At 73.3% G+C, this 18,664-nt stretch carries 15 protein-coding genes; 7 read left to right on the top strand and 8 right to left on the bottom strand.

The genetic code is table 11. The features are described 5' to 3' along the window. Positions 1-9: 9 nt before the first annotated feature. The 5 genes from ACIGXP_RS16180 to ACIGXP_RS16160 all read right to left on the bottom strand — a co-directional run bounded on the left by ACIGXP_RS16180 (position 10) and on the right by ACIGXP_RS16160 (position 8,245). Complete coding sequence (locus ACIGXP_RS16180; RefSeq protein ID WP_399768736.1) at positions 10-4,164, bottom strand: trypsin-like peptidase domain-containing protein; 4,155 nt, start codon at positions 4,162-4,164, stop codon at positions 10-12. Beyond that, complete coding sequence (locus ACIGXP_RS16175) at positions 4,148-4,459, bottom strand: trypco2 family protein (protein WP_399768734.1); 312 nt, start codon at positions 4,457-4,459, stop codon at positions 4,148-4,150. The genes ACIGXP_RS16180 and ACIGXP_RS16175 overlap by 17 nt, the downstream gene beginning before the upstream one ends. Before the next feature lie 88 nt (positions 4,460-4,547). Then, complete coding sequence (locus ACIGXP_RS16170; RefSeq protein WP_399768732.1) at positions 4,548-6,014, bottom strand: cellulose binding domain-containing protein; 1,467 nt, start codon at positions 6,012-6,014, stop codon at positions 4,548-4,550. Positions 6,015-6,146: 132 nt separating this feature from the next. Continuing rightward, positions 6,147-7,529 carry a sensor histidine kinase gene (locus ACIGXP_RS16165; protein ID WP_399768730.1) on the bottom strand — a complete coding sequence of 461 codons (1,383 nt, stop codon included), beginning with the start codon at positions 7,527-7,529 and terminating at the stop codon, positions 6,147-6,149. Beyond that, positions 7,526-8,245, bottom strand: a complete 720-nt coding sequence (locus ACIGXP_RS16160; protein WP_399768728.1) for a response regulator transcription factor — start codon at positions 8,243-8,245, stop codon at positions 7,526-7,528. The genes ACIGXP_RS16165 and ACIGXP_RS16160 overlap by 4 nt, the downstream gene beginning before the upstream one ends. A 99-nt stretch (positions 8,246-8,344) precedes the next feature. Here ACIGXP_RS16160 and ACIGXP_RS16155 point away from each other — a divergent pair, with 99 nt between their 5' ends. Further along, positions 8,345-8,836, top strand: a complete 492-nt coding sequence (locus ACIGXP_RS16155; protein WP_399768726.1) for a hypothetical protein — start codon at positions 8,345-8,347, stop codon at positions 8,834-8,836. Between the two features lie 43 nt (positions 8,837-8,879). On the opposite strand, the gene ACIGXP_RS16150 is transcribed toward ACIGXP_RS16155, so the two are convergent. Continuing rightward, positions 8,880-9,764 (bottom strand): fused MFS/spermidine synthase, encoded by an 885-nt coding sequence (locus tag ACIGXP_RS16150; protein WP_363213945.1) that lies wholly within the window; start codon positions 9,762-9,764, stop codon positions 8,880-8,882. A 34-nt stretch (positions 9,765-9,798) separates the two neighbouring features. Then, positions 9,799-10,212: a hypothetical protein gene (locus tag ACIGXP_RS16145; protein ID WP_363213944.1), complete on the bottom strand. Its 414-nt coding sequence runs from the start codon at positions 10,210-10,212 to the stop codon at positions 9,799-9,801. Positions 10,213-10,478: 266 nt separating this feature from the next. On the opposite strand from ACIGXP_RS16145, the gene ACIGXP_RS16140 reads away from it, so the two are divergent. Beyond that, the gene (locus ACIGXP_RS16140) at positions 10,479-11,948 is read left to right on the top strand and encodes a hypothetical protein (RefSeq protein WP_399768723.1); all 1,470 of its coding nucleotides are present in this window, start codon (positions 10,479-10,481) and stop codon (positions 11,946-11,948) included. Between the two features lie 105 nt (positions 11,949-12,053). Here the strand turns inward: ACIGXP_RS16140 and ACIGXP_RS16135 are convergent, their stop codons facing one another. Beyond that, positions 12,054-12,650, bottom strand: coding sequence for a histidine phosphatase family protein (locus tag ACIGXP_RS16135; RefSeq protein WP_363213942.1), 597 nt, complete (start codon positions 12,648-12,650; stop codon positions 12,054-12,056). A 216-nt stretch (positions 12,651-12,866) separates the two neighbouring features. On the opposite strand from ACIGXP_RS16135, the gene ACIGXP_RS16130 reads away from it, so the two are divergent. The 5 genes from ACIGXP_RS16130 (at position 12,867) to ACIGXP_RS16110 (ending at position 18,645) form a co-directional block, all read left to right on the top strand. Then, positions 12,867-13,820, top strand: coding sequence for a phosphatase PAP2 family protein (locus ACIGXP_RS16130; RefSeq protein WP_399768721.1), 954 nt, complete (start codon positions 12,867-12,869; stop codon positions 13,818-13,820). Beyond that, complete coding sequence (locus tag ACIGXP_RS16125; RefSeq protein WP_399768719.1) at positions 13,717-14,943, top strand: hypothetical protein; 1,227 nt, start codon at positions 13,717-13,719, stop codon at positions 14,941-14,943. Before ACIGXP_RS16130 ends, ACIGXP_RS16125 begins: the two co-directional genes overlap by 104 nt. Beyond that, positions 14,934-16,523, top strand: a complete 1,590-nt coding sequence (locus ACIGXP_RS16120) for a hypothetical protein (protein WP_399768717.1) — start codon at positions 14,934-14,936, stop codon at positions 16,521-16,523. The genes ACIGXP_RS16125 and ACIGXP_RS16120 overlap by 10 nt, the downstream gene beginning before the upstream one ends. Then, entirely contained in the window at positions 16,520-17,857 is a 1,338-nt protein-coding gene (locus ACIGXP_RS16115; RefSeq protein WP_363213939.1) for an AAA domain-containing protein, read from the top strand. The genes ACIGXP_RS16120 and ACIGXP_RS16115 overlap by 4 nt, the downstream gene beginning before the upstream one ends. 419 nt (positions 17,858-18,276) lie before the next feature. Continuing rightward, positions 18,277-18,645 carry a hypothetical protein gene (locus ACIGXP_RS16110; protein WP_363216174.1) on the top strand — a complete coding sequence of 123 codons (369 nt, stop codon included), beginning with the start codon at positions 18,277-18,279 and terminating at the stop codon, positions 18,643-18,645. Positions 18,646-18,664 lie beyond the last annotated feature (19 nt).

Below are 18,664 nucleotides of genomic sequence, written 5' to 3'. Positions count from 1 at the left end.
CTCGGTGAGCTAGTCGTCGAGGCCGAGGTGCGCAAAGACGGCGTCCCGGACGCAGCGCACGGCGCCGGGGTCGACCACGGCCAGGACGGGAACGGCGTGGTACCAGCCCTCCGGGGTGAGTGCCTCGGCGAGGAGGGACCTCGCCCGAGCGGGATCCGGGCCGTCGGGGGGCGGGTGGAGGTGCGCGGCGATGCGGCGGGCGAGTGCGGCGCGGATGCCGCCGCCACCGCCGATCAGGCCGCCGGGGTCGACGGGTGCGCAGGCAGCGTGACCGGCGAGGGCGGAGAGGGCGGCCGACGCGAGCTCCTCATCGCGCCCGAAGCCCTGGACAACGGCCCTGGCCTCGGCGTGGTTCCCCAACGCGGTGTGAGTGAAGGCCTCCGCGACCGCCGCCCGGAGATCCCGCACCGCTCTGTCCTCCCGCGCCAGTCGGTCGAGTCGGCCCCGGGTCCTCTCCGGATCGTTCGCGGCGGTGGCCAGCACGATCAGGGCCCTCTCCCCGTATTCGCATGCCGTGGGATCGTCCACGTCGACCCGCCGCAGCAGTGCCTGGACACGGGCGGCGCGCTCGGCGTCGTGGGGAGCCGTCGCGGCCAGCAGCCCGAGGAGGGCAGGCACGGATGGAGGGTGCCTGTCCCGGTGCTCGCGGAACAGGGCATCGGCCAAGTGCTCCGCCCTGTCCGGATCGTGCGGCCACAGGGATGTCACCACGATCGCACGAGCTTGATCGGCGAAGAAGTAGTCGGTCCGGCCTCTTCCGAGCTGTTGCACCAGCTTCATGGCCCGCTCAGCCCCTCCTGTGCTCGCCAGTGCCTGGACGACGGCGGTCAGCACTCCGGCACGCACGACCTCGTCCCAGCCGCCGCCGAGCTCGGCCGTACGGGCCGCCTGCTCCGCCAGACATGTCGCTCGAGAAGCGTCCACGTCCCCGAGGGCCACCGCCGCGGCGGCGTACGCGAAGGCACACATGTCGGGCGTGCGGATCGCCTCGACAAGACACTCGGCGTCGTCCGGTGAGCCCGTGGCGGCGAGTGCTCCCGCGAGCACGGCGAGGCGCTCGTCCTGGCGGGAGGCGTCGATCCAGCTGTAAGTCTCGTCCGTCCCGCCCCTCAGCTGGTTGCCACGCTCCGCCTGGCGGAGCAATCTCAACGACCGGGCGGGATCGGTGTCGGCGAAGTGGTCCGCGAGCGCGGCGAGTGCTCCGGCGACCCCTTGCCACCACCAGGTGTTCGTCCCGGTGAGCAGCAGGGTCTCCAGCTCGTCGGCGGCTCCTGCCGTGGCGAGCAGTCCCACGACCCGGCCGACGGAATCGTCCTCCTCGGAGGGGTCATGAAGCTCCCAGAAGCCCTCGAGTTCCTCCCACGCTTGCAAGACGCGACCCTCCCGGGCCCACCCCACGGCCATCGCAGGTCCCACACTCCGCGACGGATGGGACCACCGCAGCAGAACCTCCCGGAGTTCGTGTGCCTCGGCTGTGCGATGGGTCTCGGCGAGCGCGGACACCGTGTCGTAGGCGTCCTCTTCATTGCCGGGCGCCATCAGCCCCCCTCGCCCGTGAGCTTCGAGGGCGAGCCGGATCATGCGCTCCGCCTGGGGCCGGTTCACGGTGTGCAGGATCCGTGCGGCGGCCGCGGGGACATTTCCTGAGGCGTAGGCGTGCTCCTCGGCGAGGGCGGCCACTTCGTCGTACAGACGTGCGGCACGGCTCGGCGCTGCATGGGCCGTCCATGCTTCGGCCGTGGCACCCAGCGCACGGACACGGTCGGGCAGGAAGGTGATACCTCGCGCCAGTTTTTCCGTGTGGTGCAACAAGTCGGCCGCGCACTGTGGGTCCTTGGCAGCGCGGGCGACCATGGCCAACGCCTCGACGCCCCGCCTCTTGCTCGGCGGTCGCGACTCGCCGAGCCGGCGCAGTGCCTCACCCTCCTCGCCCGTCGCCATCAAGACGGCGGCCAGCTCCCGCAGCGCGTCGTCGACGATCCCGTCGCCGTGGGACCACTGATTCTCGCCCACCGTCCTCCGCGTCAGTTCCAGCGCTTCCTCGGCCAGCCCCACGGCCCGCCGGTCCCCCGCTTCGGCCAGAACGCGTGCAATCCGGGCCAGTGCGCGTGCGCTGTGGAACGGATCGAAGACACTGCGGGCGAGCCCGATCGCATGGCGCACGCGACCCAGGCGGGCGTAGACCGCGGGGATGTCCGGGTGCAGCGACTCGTTGCGCCAGGCGAGCAGATCCGCCACGGCTGCAAGGGCTGCCAGTGTCCCCAGGTCATCAGGGGCGTTGCTGCGTACCACCTGTCGTGCCGCCTCGATCTCCGCGAGGCACGCCGCGTCGCTGCCGGTGACCTCCCGCAGCCGGTCGCGTCGGCGAGCGTCCGTGGCGAGGGCACGGATACGACGTACGTCCTGGAACTGTGTGAGCAGACGGCCGTACGGCTGGAGCAGGTACAGCGGGGTGTCGGCCGGCCACCCCTTGCGTGCATGGGCCTCCGCCCAGCTGTGCAGACGCTCGGCGTACGTGTCCAGGTCCGGCCCGAGTTCCTCCTCGGCCGCGGTGAGAAGGGTCTCGTGTGCGAAGAGGTAGCCGCGGCCCGCCACGTACAGGGTCACGTCTCCGCCGCTGTCGACGCCGGTACCGCGCTCGCGCAGGATACGGCCGAAGGCACTGCCGAGCCGTCCGGTCAGCTCGTGGTGGCGCGCGCCGGTCAGTTCGCGCAGGTCTTCAGCCGTGAGTGTGCCGCGTGCCGCGGCGAGCAGCCCGACCAGGTCGACCTGCAACCGGTCTCCGGACAGCGCCCGCCGGAGGTCGAGCCTGGCCTTGTACTCGGTGTGCCGTGCCTCCGCTGTCGCCGTGAGTTCGAGGACCCGGCAGTGACGCAAGGGGTGTTCGTCGTTCACGTCCAGGGGAAGGTCGGGGCTCGGTCGGCCGGTCACCAGGACGCGGACGTTCGGGGGAGGCCGCCGCGGCAGCAGTGACGCGATGCTCGGTCCGCTTCCACCGTGTGCGAGGGACTGGTCCTCGTCGAGTCCGTCCACCACGAGGAGCAGGGTGCCACCGTACTGTGCGACACGTTCGGCGGCCTTGCGCAGGAGCAGGCCCCGCAGCCCGTCGCGGGCCCCCGGCGAGTGCTGACCGAACGGCGCATGACCCGCGATGGCGGCGAGCTGGTCGATGAGGGCGCTGGTGAAGGCGTCGCTGTCCGACTGGTGTGCGTTGCGCGAGGTGATGAAGAACCACACCGGGACGACTCCGCGGGGCGGGTGCAGTGCGAACCATGCGGCCAGCGAGGTCTTTCCGGACCAGGGCCGCCCCTGAAGCCTCAGATACTGATCGGGGCCGCTGCACAACGCGACGAGCTCGCGCAGCTCGGACTCCCGGCCCTTGAGTTCCTCGGGGGCGAAGTCCTCGGCGAGCTGGGTGCGGTAGGCCTCCTGAATCAGGGCGAACGTAGTGGCCGGTATCACCTCAGGCAGTTTCTCGGTGGCCAGCTCGCAGCCCAACGCCTCCTCCAGGAGAGCCAGCTCCGCGTCGGGGAGCGCTTCGGCCCAGCGGTCGACCCGGAGCGCGGCGATGCGACCGGGGCCGTCGCTGCGGTGGTGGCGAGCAACGATGCCGATGAGTCGCCCGTTGCCGAAGACGGCCGCCCCGGACATGCCTTCCCAGACGTCCCGGCCAGGCTCCGGGTCGTCGGCGGGAGGCGAGGTGATGGCGAGGTCGAGGGTGCCCTCACGCCGGTTGGAGAGTACAGCGCAGCTGGTGCGGACGTGCTCCGCGTCGCGGAAGCGCGAACCGTCCTCGCCGCGACGGAGCTTGAATCGCGGGAAGCCCATGGCGGTGCAGGACAGCACCGCGTCCTGGTCACCGACCCGGCCGAAGGTGGCGGGGGTGATGCCGGCCACCGGCTCGGCCGTGATGGCGAGTACCGCGACGTCGATGCCGTCCTGCCGGTACAGCACTTCGGCCGCGACGGTCCGCTCACCCGGCCGGTCGGCCTGAAAACGGACGTGCACATCATTCGCGCCGTCAACGACATGGGCGGCGGTGAGGACCTTGCCCGGTGCGAACAGATAGCCCGTACCGCGCCTGACCTCAGCACGGTTGGACGGCGCTGCGATGATCTCGGCGACCTGTGCCGGCCGAAGGCCCGGGTCACCGCTCGCCGTCAACCTCGCCGCCCGCGATCAGAACAGGCCGGGCCGGGGTGCCGTCCGCCGGGATCGTCTGCGGGGTCAGCGTGACCTTGATCCGTTGGGTCTGCGCGTTGGAGTACTTGCCGTTCGCGCCCGCGTCGACGACCCACAGCTTCACCTTGGCGTCCGCGCCCGCCTCGCGGGTGACGGCGACGGTGGCCTCGACCTCCACCGGACCGACCTCGAACCGTACGAGCTGCCCGTCCCCGCCCGTCAGGGCCGACGTCAGCTGTTCCCTCAACTCGCGGATCATGTCGGACAGTTCGATCACTGCGCCCCCTCGTCCACCGGATGACCCGATGCTACCGGGGGGCGCGGCACCCCACCGTCGTGCCGCGCCCCCCGCGCAGGGGGGTGGATCACTTGAAGGCGCCGAACGCCTTCGAGAAGGCGTGCTTGTCCTGGGCGATCGAGCTGCAGGTGGCGTCGGCGGTGGGCTTGGGGCCGCCGGCGCACTGCTGGTCGCGGGTGGCGGACCACATCGAGAGGCCACCGAGGCCCTTGGACTTGGCGAAGGTCGCCAGCTGGGTGGCGTCGTCCACCTTGAAGACCTCGGAGGAGACGTCGTTGACACCGATCATCGGGGTGACCGCGACGGCCTTCCAGGCGGCGGAGTCGGAAAGGCCCAGCACGCTCTTGACCTGCGCCTGGGTGGCGGTTGCCGCCTGTTCGGCCAGGTCACCCATGTCCCCGCTGAACGAGGGGCCGTAGTCCATCGCCATGATGTTGACCGTGCCGATCTTCACGCCGTTGGCCTTGGCGTCGGACAGGAGGTTCACGCCGTCCTGGGTGAGGCCCTGCGGCAGCACGGGGAGGGTGAAGGAGACGTCCAGGCCCGGGTGCTGGGCCTGGAGCTTCGCTATCGCCTTCGCCCGGAGGGTGTTCGCCGCCGTGTTGGGCAGCGCGCCGCCCTCGACGTCGAAGTCCACCTTGGTGAGCTTGAACGCGTCGACCGCCTTGCCGTACGCCGCCGCCAGCGCGTCGGCGGAGGAGCAGGTGGTGGCCAGTTCGGAGCCGGACGCGCCGCCGAAGGAGACCCGGACGTCGCCGCCCTTGGCACGCAGGGAGCCGATCTGCGCGGCGACGCCGTCGCTGGTCAGGTCGGTCACTCCGCCCCACTTGGGGGTGCAGCCGCCGCCGTCGGTGATGAAGGCGAGGTTGTAGTTCTTCACGCCGGTCGCGTCGGCGGCGGCGAGGAGGTCGAAGGCCGGATAGAGGGAGGTGTCGACGTACGGGGCGAATCCCGCGGAGGAGGTGGTGCCGTTTCCGGTGCCGGTGCCGCCGGTGGGCGTGGGGGTCGCGCTCTTGGTCGGCGTGGGGGTGGGAGTGGACGACTTGGTGGGGGTCGGGGCCGGCGACTGGGTGCTGGTCGGGCGGCCGCTCGGCTCGGGAGTGGGCGCGTCGTCCGCCGAGCACTTCGCGTCGTCGATACGACAGCCCCCCGGGTCGCCGCTGCCGTTGACCACGAAGCCGACGGTGACCGACTTGCCGGGGGCCAGACCGTCCCTGTCCCACTTCGGGGGCTTCACGGTGACGTGCCGGCCGCTGACGCTCGACTCTCCGTTCCAGAGCGAGCCGAGCCGGGCTCCGGCCGGCAGGTCGAACTCCAGCGTCCAGGTCTTCTCCGGCTGGGCGCTGTTGTTGGTGACGACGTACTGCGCGGTGTAGCCCGTCGACCAGTCGCTGGTCCTGGTGTACGCGGCGTTGACCCCGGCCGCGTTCGCGGTGCCGGTCAGCAGGATGGCGCCGCCGCCGACCGCGGCCGCGGCCACGAGCCCGCCGATCGCCTTGTTCCTGCCACTGATCCTGCGCCGGTGCGTGCTCATGCGCGTGCCTGCCTTCGCTGTTCACGGGGGTGAGGTGCGGCAGCACGCTAGCGATCCGGAATCGGACAAATGGCTTGATCGGGACGGCCGTTGCAGACCTTAGGGTTCGCTTAAGGAAGGGATCGGCGACGATTAATGGTCGAGACCAGTCGGGACCGGTTTGCCCGATCGGCGTCTTCGCGCACGGCCCCGCGCCACCGGCCCCCGCCCGTCCAGCTGGAACCAGATCCGCACCTCGGTGCCGCCCAGCACCGAGGATCCGATCCGGACGTCCCCGCCGGTGGCTTCGGCGAGCCGGCGCACGATGTCGAGGCCGAGCCCGGTCGAGCCGGTGTTGCCGGAGCCGCGGCCCCGGGCCATCGCGGCGTCCGGGTCGGCTATGCCGGGGCCCGCGTCGGAGACCAGCACGATCACCGCGTCCTCGGCGTTGTGCACGTCGACCGCGAAGGCGGTGCCCTCGGCGGTGTGCCGGAAGACATTGCCGAGCAGGGCGTCGAGGGCCGCGGCCAGGTCGGCGCGGGCCACGGGTATGCGCACCGGCCGCTCGATTCCGGCCACCCGCCACTTGCGGCCCTCGTCCTCGGCGAGCGCGGACCAGAACTCCATGCGCTCGCGCACCACTTCGGCCGCGTCGCATCCGGCGCCGGGCCCGGCCGCGACCGTCTGTGGCTTGGCCTCCCGGGCCGTACGGATGATGGTGTCGACCTCGCGCTCCAGCTGGGCGACGGCGGCGCGGGTCTGCTCGGCGGCGGGCCCCGCGCCGAGGGAGGCCGTGTTGAGCCGCAGGACGGTGAGCGGGGTGCGCAGGCGGTGGGAGAGGTCGGCGGCCAGCTCCCGTTCATTGGCGAGGAGTTGGACGACCTGGTCGGCCATGGAGTTGAACGCCACGGCGGCCAGTCGCAGTTCGGTCGGACCGTCCTCCGGCACCCGGGCGCCCAGCCGGCCCTCGCCCAGTTCGTGCGCGCCCTCGGCCAGCCGCTGGGCGGGGCGCACCATGCGCACCCCGAGCCGGTCGGCGACCGCGACGGAGCCGACGATCAGCGCCAGGCCGACGGCCGCGAGCACCGCCCAGGCCGTGCCGACGCCGTTGGTCACCTCGGACTCGGGGACGTAGACCTCGACGACCGCTATGGCGCCGGAGCCGAGCGCGACCGGCTGGAGCAGCGTGGAGCCGCCGGAGACGGAGGTCGTGGAGGCCCGGCCCAGTTTCCGCACCGCCTGGATGTCGCGGCCGGTGGCGCGCTGTCTGCCGAGGTCGAGTGCCGACCGGCCGTCGGCGGCGGGCAGATGCACGGCCATGCCGGAGTCGGCACCGGCGGAGGCGACGACGCGCTCCAGTTCGTCCCGGTCGGTGGTGATGGACAGCGCGGGCGCCACCGCGGCGGCCTGCCGTTCGGCGTTGGAGAAGGCCCGGTCACGGGCCATCTCCTTGACGACCAGCCCGAGCGGGACCGCGAAGGCGACCACGACCATCGTGGTGACCGCCAGGCACACCTTGACCAGGGCCCATCTCATCGGACCGGCTCCCCGTCCGCAGCCGGTGCCACGGGGGGTTCGAGCTTCACGCCGACGCCCCGGAGCGTGTGGAGATAGCGGGGCCGGGCGGCCGTCTCCCCCAGTTTCCGGCGCAACCAGGACAGATGTACGTCGATGGTCTGGTCGTCGCCGTAGGACTGCTGCCAGACCTCGGCGAGGAGTTCCTTGCGCGGGACGACGACCCCGGGGCGGCCGGCGAGGAAGGCGAGCAGGTCGAACTCGCGACGGGTGAGGTCGAGGCGGACCCCGTCCAGTTCGGCCTGGCGGCGCAGCGGGTCGACGGTCAGGCCGCCGACGCGGAGCACGGACGAGGGCGGGGCCTCCCCTCCGCCGGAGCGGGCCCGGCGCAGTACGGCCGCCATCCGGGCGGACAGGTGCTCGACGGAGAACGGCTTGGTCAGGTAGTCGTCCGCACCGGCGTTGAGCAGCCGGACGATCTCCGTCTCGTCGTCCCGTGCGGTGGCGACGATGACGGGGACGTCGGTGATGCCGCGGAGCATCTTCAGCGCTTCGGAGCCGTCCAGGTCCGGCAGTCCGAGGTCGAGGACGACCACGTCGAAGCGGAAATGGGCGACCTCGCGCAGCGCCTCCAGCGCCGTACCGACGCTGCGCACGGTGTGTGCGGCGTCGGTCAGATGCCGGATGAGCGCCGAGCGTACGAACTGGTCGTCCTCGACCACGAGCACACTTGCCATGCGCCGCACCGTACGCCATGCGGACCACACCGGGCGGGCACCTGTGGACAACTCGGAGCATGTGCGCACCGCGGTGCCCCTGAGGCAGTATGACCCGCCATGCGCAGAGGACTCGTACACGTACTGGCGTGGCTGCTCGCGACGGGAGCGGCGGTCACGCTGTCGTGGTGGGGCGTGCACACGGTGATGGCGGGGACGGCGTACGACCCGCCGCGCGCCCTGCCGGTCACCGCCGCCGACGCCACCGCGCAGGGCGGCAAGGCGCTGCCCCCGCCGGCGCACCGGCCGGCGCCGTCGAAGAGCCCGTCGAGCCGGCCGCCGACGCCCTCCCGGACGCCCACCCGCGCCCCCTCCCCCGCCACCACGTCGGGCCGGGTCAAGTCGTACGACACCGACGGCGGCCGGGCGGTGTTCGAGTTGGACGCCTCCAGCGCCACCCTCGTCTCGGCGACGCCGGGGACCGGCTGGTCGATGCAGGTGTGGAAGACGCAGACATGGATCCGCGTGGAGTTCAGCCGGGGCACGGACCGGGTCTCGGTTTTCTGTGCCTGGCACGACGGTCCGCCGCATGTGGAGGTGGGCAGCTACTGAGCTCCCGAACGGCGGCCGAGCAACCGCGGGAAGGGCCGGGGCGTCAGCGGAACACCGAGGGCGGTGGGGCCGGGGAGGCCGCCGCCGTGGCGTCCGTCACCGGGAGTGCGCCGCCGGTGAAGTCCCTCAGCGGCTTGCCGTGTTCGACCCGGCCCGGGTGCGGGTCGGCGGCGGCGCGGCGGGTGAGGTCGGCGAGCGGGAGCGGGGCGTCGGAGGCGACCAGGACGGCGTTGCCGAAGCGCTTGCCGCGCAGGACGGCCGGATCGGCGATCAGCGCCAGCTCGGCGAACCGGGCGGCGGCGGTGGCGATCTGGCCGCGCAGGTGGGCGAGGGGCGGGCCGTCGGCCAGGTTGGCCGCGTAGACCCCGGACGGCTTCAGGGCCCGGCGGACCTCGTCCAGGAACTCGGTGGAGGTGAGGTGGGCGGGGGTGCGGGCGCCGCTGAAGACGTCCGCGACGACCAGGTCCGCCCACCCGTCCGGGACCTTCGCCAGCCCCGCGCGGGCGTCCGCCGAGCGCACCCGTATCCGCGCGTTCGGGTCCAACGGCAGCTCCCGGCGGACCAGTTGGACCAGGGTCGCGTCGCGTTCGACGACCTGCTGGGTGGAGCGGGGGCGGGTCGCTGCGGTGTACCGGGCGAGGGTGAACGCGCCGCCGCCGAGATGCACGGCGTGCACGGGCCTGCCGGGCGGGGCGAGAAGGTCGATGACATGGCCGAGGCGGCGCTGGTACTCGAAGGAGAGGTACGCGGGGTCGTCCAGGTCGACGTGCGACTGGGGCGCGCCGTCGATCAGCAGCGTCCAGGCCCGGTTGCGGTCGGGGTCGGGCACCAGCTGAGCGAGCCCGCCGTCGACCGCCTCCACGACGGCTTCGACGGCCGGCCCGCGCCGCGTGTCCCGTGTCCGCCGTGTGTTCCTGGACCTGCCCATCGGACCATTTTCGCAGCCCGTACGGGCGGGCGCCTCACCGGCGGCTGTCGGCCGCCTCGATCATCCGGGCCGCCTCCCCGAGGGCCCGGCGCAGCACCACCGGATCGGTGGCGAGGTCGGCCTCGCCGGGCGGCAGCAGCCAGTCGGAGCCCTCCACCGGCGGCTCGGGATCGAGTCTCAGTCCACGCCCGTCCGTCTCCGTACAGGTGCTGCCCGGCACGTCCCAGCAGGCCGCCGTGCCGGCCGGAACCAGGAAACCGAGGGTGGCGCAGCCGCCGTCGTGCAGCACGGGTCCCATCGCGTCGCCGGCGCCGCGTCGCAGGATGTCGACCGCCTCAAGGCCCTGCCGGGCCGGTACCGTCACGAGGTCGCAGGCCGCCTCGGCCGCCGCACCCTTCGCGGCCGACGACGGCGAGGTACAAGGTTCGTTGCTCTGGCTGGTCTCCATGCCGGCCTCCACCACACAGCCCTGTTGCGGTCCACGGGGTCCAACGCGTGAACGCGTCAACGGCTACGGCACAAGTGCGCCGCAAAGGATGGCACTTCATGGCGGATCGTGGATGAGATATCCGGTTTGTAGCCAAACACAGCGTGGCGGACCCTTCACAGCAGGTACGTTCATGCCCGCCGGAACCAGGACGTCACTCGGACAACTCGTCCCGAATCCGTCCCGGATCCGGCATGGTTCGACGGTTCGCACGAGAGGACCCGGCCATGGCGTCGTCAACCGAGACCGCGTCACAGCCCGAACGGCCACCCCGGCCGAACCTCGCCTTCCGGCAGCTGCGCGGCAGTCGTTCACCGGCCGAGTTCGCGGCACTGGTACGCCGTGCCGCGCGCGAGATCGGTGAGCGGGTGAGCTGTGACGCGCGGTATGTCGGCAGGGTCGAGGCGGGCGAGATCCGCTGCCCCAACTACGCGTACGAACGGGTGTTCCTGCACATGTTCCCCGGCCGCACGCTCACCGACCTCGGCTTCGCGCCCCGCTCGTCCGTCCGCGGGCGCGCGGCGCGGACGACGGCGGCCATGCCCGGGGCACTCATCAACGGTGAGGGCCGGGGGGCCGGTGAGACGCCGGCGGCCTTCGAACCGTATGACACACAGGACCCGTACGACCCGCACGAGCCGTACGCGAAAGACCATCCGAACCACGAGGAGAGCGACGTGCTGCGTCGCGCATTCATGACCGGCGGAGGCGCCACGGTGGCCGCCGCCACGCTGGGCCCGCTGGGGCTCACCACGGACGCCGCCGCGGCGGTCCGCACCGCTCGCCGGCCGGGAACGCCCGAGGCGGCCGCCCTGGAGGAGGCGGTCCGCCGTATCCGGCTGCTCGACGACCGGCACGGCGCGGACGGCCTCTACCGGCGCGCGGCCGCTCCGTTGCGCGCGGCCTACGCGCTGCTGGACGCCGGCGCGACCCGGCAGACCACCGCCGACCGCCTGCACTCGGGCGCCGGTGAACTCGCCATCTCCGTGGGCTGGCTGGCGCACGACTCGGGCCGCTTCGACGACGCCCGCTCGCACTATGCGGAGGCGCTGGCCACCGCCCGGATGACCGGGGACCCGGCGCTGGAGGCACACGCCTTCTGCAACACCGCGTTCCTTGCGCGGGACGCCGGCCGCCCGCGCGAGGCGGTCCGCGCCGCGCAGGCCGCCCAGCGCGCAGCCGCTCCGCTGGGTTCGGCGCGGCTGATGTCCCTGCTCGCGCTGCGCGAAGCCGGCGGCTGGGCGGGGCTCGCCGACCGCACGGGCTGCGAACAGGCTCTCGTCCGGGCCCAGGCGCTCTTCGCGCGGGGCCGATCGGACGCCGACCCCGAGTGGATGAGCTTCTACGGCGAGGCCGAGCTGGAGGGGCTTGAGGCGCAGTGCTGGTCCACGCTGGGTGACTGGCGGCGCGCGTCCCGGCACGCGCGCCGGGCGGCGCATCTGCAGGATCCGCACTTCACGCGGAACATCGCCCTGTACATGGCCGAGCTGGCGGACGACCTGGCCCGCGAGGGCCGTCCCGACGAGGCGGCGGCAGCCGGTCTGAGGGTGCTGTCATTGCTGGACCAGGTCCAGTCCTCCCGCGTCCAGGGGATGCTGGCGGGGACGGCTCGGGTGCTGTTGCCCCACCGGCGGGCGTCGGGGGTGTCGGAGTTCCTGGACCGGCATGCGTCCATGCCGAGAACCGGGAGGGCATAACCGCTCCGGGCAGGGGCTGCCGGTGGTCTCCGGGCTGCGGTGCGCGGGGTCGCTCGCGCAGTGACCCGCGCCCCCTTCAGGGTGCCGCCCAGCCCCCGCACCCGATCATCCCGCCAAGTGCCCCACGTCGTTCCAGCTCTCGATCGCCGGCTCGCCGTAGGCCCAGCCGAGGACGGACAGCGAGGTCGGGTTCAGGCGTATCCGCGCCGCGAAGTCCAGCGGCAGGCCCAGCCACCGGGCGCCTATGGAGCGGAGGATGTGCCCGTGGGCGAAGACCAGGACGTCGCGATCGGACGAGCGGGCCCAGGAGACCACCTCGTCCGCACGCGCGGTCACCTCGGCGAGGCTCTCGCCCTCCGGCACCCCGTCCCGCCAGATCAGCCACCCCGGCCGTACGGCCTGGATCTCGGCCGGCGTCATCCCCTCGTAGGCGCCGTAGTCCCACTCCACGAGTGTGTCCCACACGGTGGCCCGGTCCCCGAAGCCGGCCAGTTCGCACGTCTCACGCGCGCGTGCCAGCGGACTGGTGCGCACCTCCACCCCCCGCAGCCCGTCCAGCGGAGCCCGGTGCAGTCGCTCGCCGAGCAGCTTGGCTCCCCGCCTGCCCTCCTCCAGCAGCGGCACGTCGGTCCTGCCGGTGTGCTTGCCGGACAGCGACCATTCCGTCTGTCCGTGCCGGGCCAGCAGGATGCGCGGTGCCATGGGAGACCTTTCCGGGAGGGAGACGCCACACGGACGCCACGAGAACGACGAGAGAGGACTTCTCCATCATCGCTCACACCCGTTCGGGGCAACCCGGCGGGCGATGTCAGCGTCTTCGGGGGCCGGAGCGCCCGCATGGGCGGAACACGGACACCGTAAAGTGGCACGGTCGCCCTCCGGGGGCGCACCGCACTGCAGAAGGGGGAGGGCGATCGGATGCCGCAGACCGAGACACCGGGCACCGAGGTGACCCCGCGACCCCGGCTGCGCTGGTGGACCGAGCTGCCGCTGATCCTCCTGGTCTACGGCTGCTACTCGGCCGGCCGGCTCCTCGCCCGCGGTGACGTGTCCTCCGCCGTCGACCACGGCCTGGCGCTCCTGCGCCTGGAGAAGGCCCTGCACCTGGACGCGGAGCACCCGCTCAACCGGCTGTTCACGCGCGAGCCCTGGCTCGGTGTGCCGGCGGACTTCTGGTACGCCTCGCTGCACTACCTGGTCACGCCCGCCCTTCTGATCTGGCTGTTCCGGGCCCACGCCGAGCACTACCGGCGGGCCCGCACCTGGCTGATGACGTCCACGTTCATCGGCCTGATCGGCTTCACGCTGCTGCCCACCTGCCCGCCCCGGCTGCTCTCCGCCGGTCACGGCTTCGTGGACACCATGGCGCACTACAGCTCGTACGGCTGGTGGGGCAGCGAGGCGAGCGCCCCGCGTGGCATGGGCGGGATGACCAACCAGTACGCGGCGATGCCGAGCCTGCACGTCGGCTGGGCGCTGTGGTGCGGGGTGATGCTGTGGCGCCACGGCCGTACCCGCCTCGCGAGAACCGTCGCCGTCGGCTATCCGCTGGGGACCGCCCTGGTGGTCATGGGCACCGCCAACCACTACCTCCTGGACGCGGTCGCGGGTGTCGCCGTGATGGGCGTCGGCCACCTGCTGGCGCAGCCCGTGATGCGGGCCGTGGACCGGCTCCGGGCCCGCCTGCCCCGGGTGTTCCCGCGCAGCGCACCGGTCACGGATGCCACGGGTTCCCCGATTGTCAGTGCCGGATGCCAGACTTCCGCGGGTGAGCGAATTCCACGGCAGCGCCAGTCGCAGCTCGACGCCGGGGCCGAACCGGACACCTCCGCCCGCGACGCGGGCGAAGGGGCTCCGACACCGACTCGCTGAGCTGCGCGGTCCCGACGTACCGGCCAAGGCCCTGGACGCGCGCGCCCTCGCGGCGCTCGCGGCGAACCCCGGGTGCGCCAGGCGGGCCATCCTGGACGGCGCCGGGGTGGACAAGGCGCGGCTGGCGAGCGCGCTGGGCGCGCCGTCCGCGTTCGGTCAGTCGCAGTTCGCGCTGACGCGCGGCAACGCGTTCGAGGCGAAGGTGAAGGCCGACGGCGGCGCCGAGTTGCTCCGGCTGGCGCACACCCGCCTCGACCCGGGTGCCGCAGCGCCGGAAGGGGCCGCCGTACCCGACCTGACCGCGCACGGACCCGAGGGGCGTACGGCACGTACGGCGCTGGCGCTGCGCGAGGCCACGCGCGCGGGCGGCTGGACGCTGCTGGACCATCCGATGCTGGCGCTGGACGTGGCCGGTTCGCTCGCCTTCCTGGAGCCGGACGCGGTGGTGGTGCACCCGGACGGCAGCTGGTCCGTGGTGGAGATCAAGTCCTTCCCCCTGCTGGACGGCTCGGCGGACCCGGCGAAGGTCGGTGCCGCGGCCCGGCAGGCGGCGGTGTACGTGCTGGCGCTGGAGGAGGTCGCCGCGCGGCTCGGCGCGGAGCCGGAGGGACGCGCCCACGAGCACGCCCCCGTCCCGTTCGTACGGCACCGGATCCTGCTCGTGTGCCCGAAGGACTTCTCGAACCTGCCCGCCGGCTCCGCCGTCGACGTCCGCAAGCAGCGCGCGGTCACCGCCCGCCAGCTGGCCCGGCTCACCCGGATCGAGGAGATCGCCGAGGCCCTGCCCGAGGGCCTGTGCTTCGCGCCCGACCGGGGCGCCGAGGAGCTGACGGCGGCCGTGGAGGCGGTCCCGGCGGCGTACGCGCCCGAGTGCCTGTCCGCGTGCGAACTGGCCTTCCACTGCCGGGACCGCTCCCGCGCGCAGGGCGCGGTCACCCGTCTCGGCCGTCCGCTGCGCGCCGAACTGGGCGGTCTGACCACGGTCGAGGACGTCCTCGCGGCAGCCCGCGGCGAGACGGGCGATCCGGACGACCCCGCGGTCGCGGCGCTGCGCAGGGCGGCCGCCCTGCGCGCGGAGGCGCTGGCGGACGCGGCCCGCCGGGAGGTCGTCCCGTGTCCCTGATCACCACCCTCGCCCGGCTGGAGGCGGTCGCCACCGGCCGGGCCCAGCCCGCCGCGACCGTCCGGCACCGGCATCTGTCCGACCGCCCGCTGGTGTTCGTGCCGCTCACCACCGCGGGCGAGGCCGGCGCCCCGCTCGGCGCCCTGGTCGGCACCGACCGGGACGCGCCCCGCCTGCTGGTCGTACCGCAACCCCGCGACCGCGACCTGCGGTTCTCCTTCCTCGCCGACCTGGCCGATATCGTCCTGCCGTACATCGACTCCTGTGCCGAGTCCGTGGAGGCGGCCGAACGCACCGAGACCGACCCGGAGACCGGCAAGCGGGTCAAGGTCGAGGTGGAGCTGTGCGCGGACGCGCCCCAGCTGATCGTGCCGAGCCGCGCGGGCCTGGACTTCGTACGGCTGCTGGGCCGCTCGATGCGGTTCCGCCGTACGGCCGAGCAGGACCCGGAGGCGCCCTACCCGGCGCCGCCCCGGGTGCCGCTGCTCGGCCGCTGGCTGACCCACTACGGCGAGCGGTCCCGGGTCCCCGGCTCCTCGCTCCTGCTGGCCCTGACCGATCTGCTGTCCCGGCACTGGGCGACCGGCCAGTCCGGTCTGGAGGACCAGCACCTGGGGGCGCTGCTCGCCTGGATCGACCCGCCCGAGGGCACCTCCGGCGCCGAGGCCGCGCGCCGGGCCGAGCTGGCGCGGGACGCGGCCGGCCAGCTGCTGTGCCCGCCGGCCGGTCCGGCCACCGACCCGGCCTTCGACAACAGGCTGCTGGCCCCGGCGATCGAGCGGTACGACCGCGCACGCGCGGCACTCGCCGCCGCCGAGGACGCCCTGGCCGCCGACGACCGGCTGGCCGCGCTCACCACGGCCGAGCAGACGATCCGCGACCTGGTGGAGAGCCGCACCCGGCCCACCTGGGACGCGGTGTGGCGGGGCCTGGACCTGCTGCGGGCGCTGCCGGAGGGCGCGCACGTGGCGGAGCGCTGGACCCGCGACCGCTGGTCCTTCACCGGGCACCGCGACCGGGTGCTGGCCGGCGAACCCCCGCAGCCGCGCCGGGACGACGCGGTGACGGCGGCGAACAAGCTGGCCACGCGCGAGCGCGAGCAGGCCCGTCTGGAGGCGCAGGAGGCGCTGGACGATCCGCTGGTGATGGCGGCGCGGCGGCTGGCCGGGGAGGCGTTCACGGGCGAGGTGACCGATGTCGTGATGGCGTACAGCGAGGGCAGGCGGCCCAGCCCGCGCCCGCTGGTGACGGTCCGCACGGACGACCGGCCGCATCTCGCGGAGCGCGCGAAGGTGTACCGCTCGCTGGGCGGCAAGCCGCAGTCGGCGGAGTTCGCGGGACACGGCTCCGAGGACGGCCTCGTGCTGCGGATCCTGGACAAGATGGGCCGCGGCAAGGAGCCCGAGCCCGGTTCCGTGCCGGAGAAGGGCGACCGGGTGTGCTTCACCCTCTTCGAGCACGAGCAGCGCGGCGGGGCGAAGCTGCCCGACCCGGAGGAGACCCCGTGGACGCACGGCGGCCCGCCCGGTGAGGCCGTACCGGAGGCCCCCGACACGGTGACCGAGGAGGATGTGCTGTGACGACGGTCGACGTCGATCCCGGGGCCGCTGCCGCCCGCGCCACCGACGCGATCCTCCACGACACCCTGCACGGCACCGAGCGCGGTGTCGTCGTGGACTCCCCGCCCGGCGCGGGAAAGTCGACGCTGGTGGTCCGCGCGGCGCTGGAACTGGCCGAGGCGGGCCGCCCGTTGATGGTGGTGGCGCAGACGAACGCGCAGGTGGACGATCTCGTCCTCAGGCTCGCCGAGAAGAACCCGGACCTGCCGGTCGGCCGCCTGCACAGCAGTGACACCGACGCCTACGACAAGGCGCTGGACGATCTGCCGCAGGTGCGCACCTCCGCGAAGGCGGCCGACCTGAACGGCCTGCCGGTCGTCCTGTCCACGGCCGCGAAGTGGGCGCATGTGAAGGTCGACGAGCCGTGGCGGCATGCGATCGTGGACGAGGCGTACCAGATGCGTTCCGACTCCCTGCTGGCCGTGGCGGGGCTCTTCGAGCGGGCGCTGTTCGTCGGCGATCCCGGCCAGCTGGACCCATTCGCGATCGTCGGCAGCGAGCAGTGGGCGGGCCTGTCGTACGACCCCTCGGCGTCCGCGGTGACCACCCTCCTGGCCCACAACCCCGGCCTGCCCCAGCACCGCCTGCCGGTCTCCTGGCGCCTCCCGGCCTCCGCGGCCCCCCTGGTCTCGGACGCCTTCTACCCCTACACGCCCTTCCGCAGCGGCACCGACCACGACGACCGCCGCCTGACCTTTGCGATCCCCTCGGACGGCTCCGGCCCCGACCGGGTGATCGACGAGGCGGCGGAATCCGGCTGGGGCCTGCTGGAGCTGCCCGCCCGGCACACCCCGCGCACGGACCCGGAGGCGGTGCGGGCCGTGGCCACGGTCGTCCGCCGCCTGCTGGACCGAGGCGGCGCCGCGACCTCCGAACGCTCCCCCTCCCCCACCCCCGTCACCGCCGACCGCATCGCCGTCGGCACGGCCCACCGCGACCAGGCGGCGGCCGTCCGCACGGCCCTCGCCGAGCTGGGCGTGGCGGACGTCACGGTCGACACCGCGAACCGTCTCCAGGGCCGGGAGTACGACATCACGGTCGTCCTGCACCCGCTCTCCGGCCGCCCCGACGCCACCGCCTTCCACCTGGAGACGGGCCGCCTGTGCGTCCTGGCCTCGCGGCACCGCCACGCCTGCATCGTGGTCTGCCGCGCGGGCGTGAGTGACCTCCTGGACGACTATCCCTCCACGGAACCGGTCCAGCTGGGCACGCTGGTGAAGTTTCCGGACGGCTGGGAGGCGAACCACGCCGTGCTGGCGCATCTGGCGGAACACCGCGTGAGCCGACGGCCATGACCGGGACCAGGAGCGCCGCACCACCACACCTCCGCGTCCCCCCAACCGCCGGACGGAGTCCGGCACGCCGCCACAGGCGGCCGATGAACACAGCCCGGACGGCTGGGAGGCGAACCACGCCGTGCTGGCGCATCTGGCGGAACACCGCGTGAGCCGACGGCCGTGACCGGGACCAGGAGCGCCGCACCACCACACCTCCGCGTCCGCCCCCCAACCGCCGGACGGAGTCCGGCACGCCGCCGCAGGCGGCCGATGAACACAGCCCGGACGGCTGGGAGGCGAACCACGCCGTGCTGGCGCATCTGGCGGAACACCGCGTGAGCCGACGGCCATGAGGGGCCCTTGCGCTCGCGCGGGACAATGGACGGTGGCCCACCTGAAGGCGGTGCCCAGCGAACCGTACGAGGAGGAGACAGGACATGGCGGAGCCCACGCCGCGTCGTAACGAACCGCGGCTACGCCCCGCGCCTCTGATCTTCGAGCCCGCGGAGGCGGCCTCCGACCCGGAGCACTTCTTCGACCTGGAGTCGATCGAGGATCCGCGGGCGCTGCTGGCCCGGGCGACGGAGCTGACCCAGGCGTTCCGCGCGGCCGCCGACCGGGCCGTGGAATTCCAGGCCGTCGCCGCGGCCCAGCTCGCCGACCCGCGCCGGTTCGACCGGCTGACCCCGGCGGACATCGCCGAGCGCGCGGAGTGGACCGAGGACTACGCGAAGAAGATGGTCGAGTTCGGGCGGGACCTGATGCGCGGCAACACCGAGGGCCGGACATCCGCCGACCCCGTGTGATCCCGCGCCCGCGTCAACA

Source organism: Streptomyces sp. NPDC053069, from assembly GCF_044546895.1.
In the GTDB taxonomy this organism is placed as follows: Bacteria; Actinomycetota; Actinomycetes; order Streptomycetales; family Streptomycetaceae; genus Streptomyces.
Note: the sequence above shows the minus strand (reverse complement) of the source record. Positions and strands in the feature narration are given on the sequence as shown.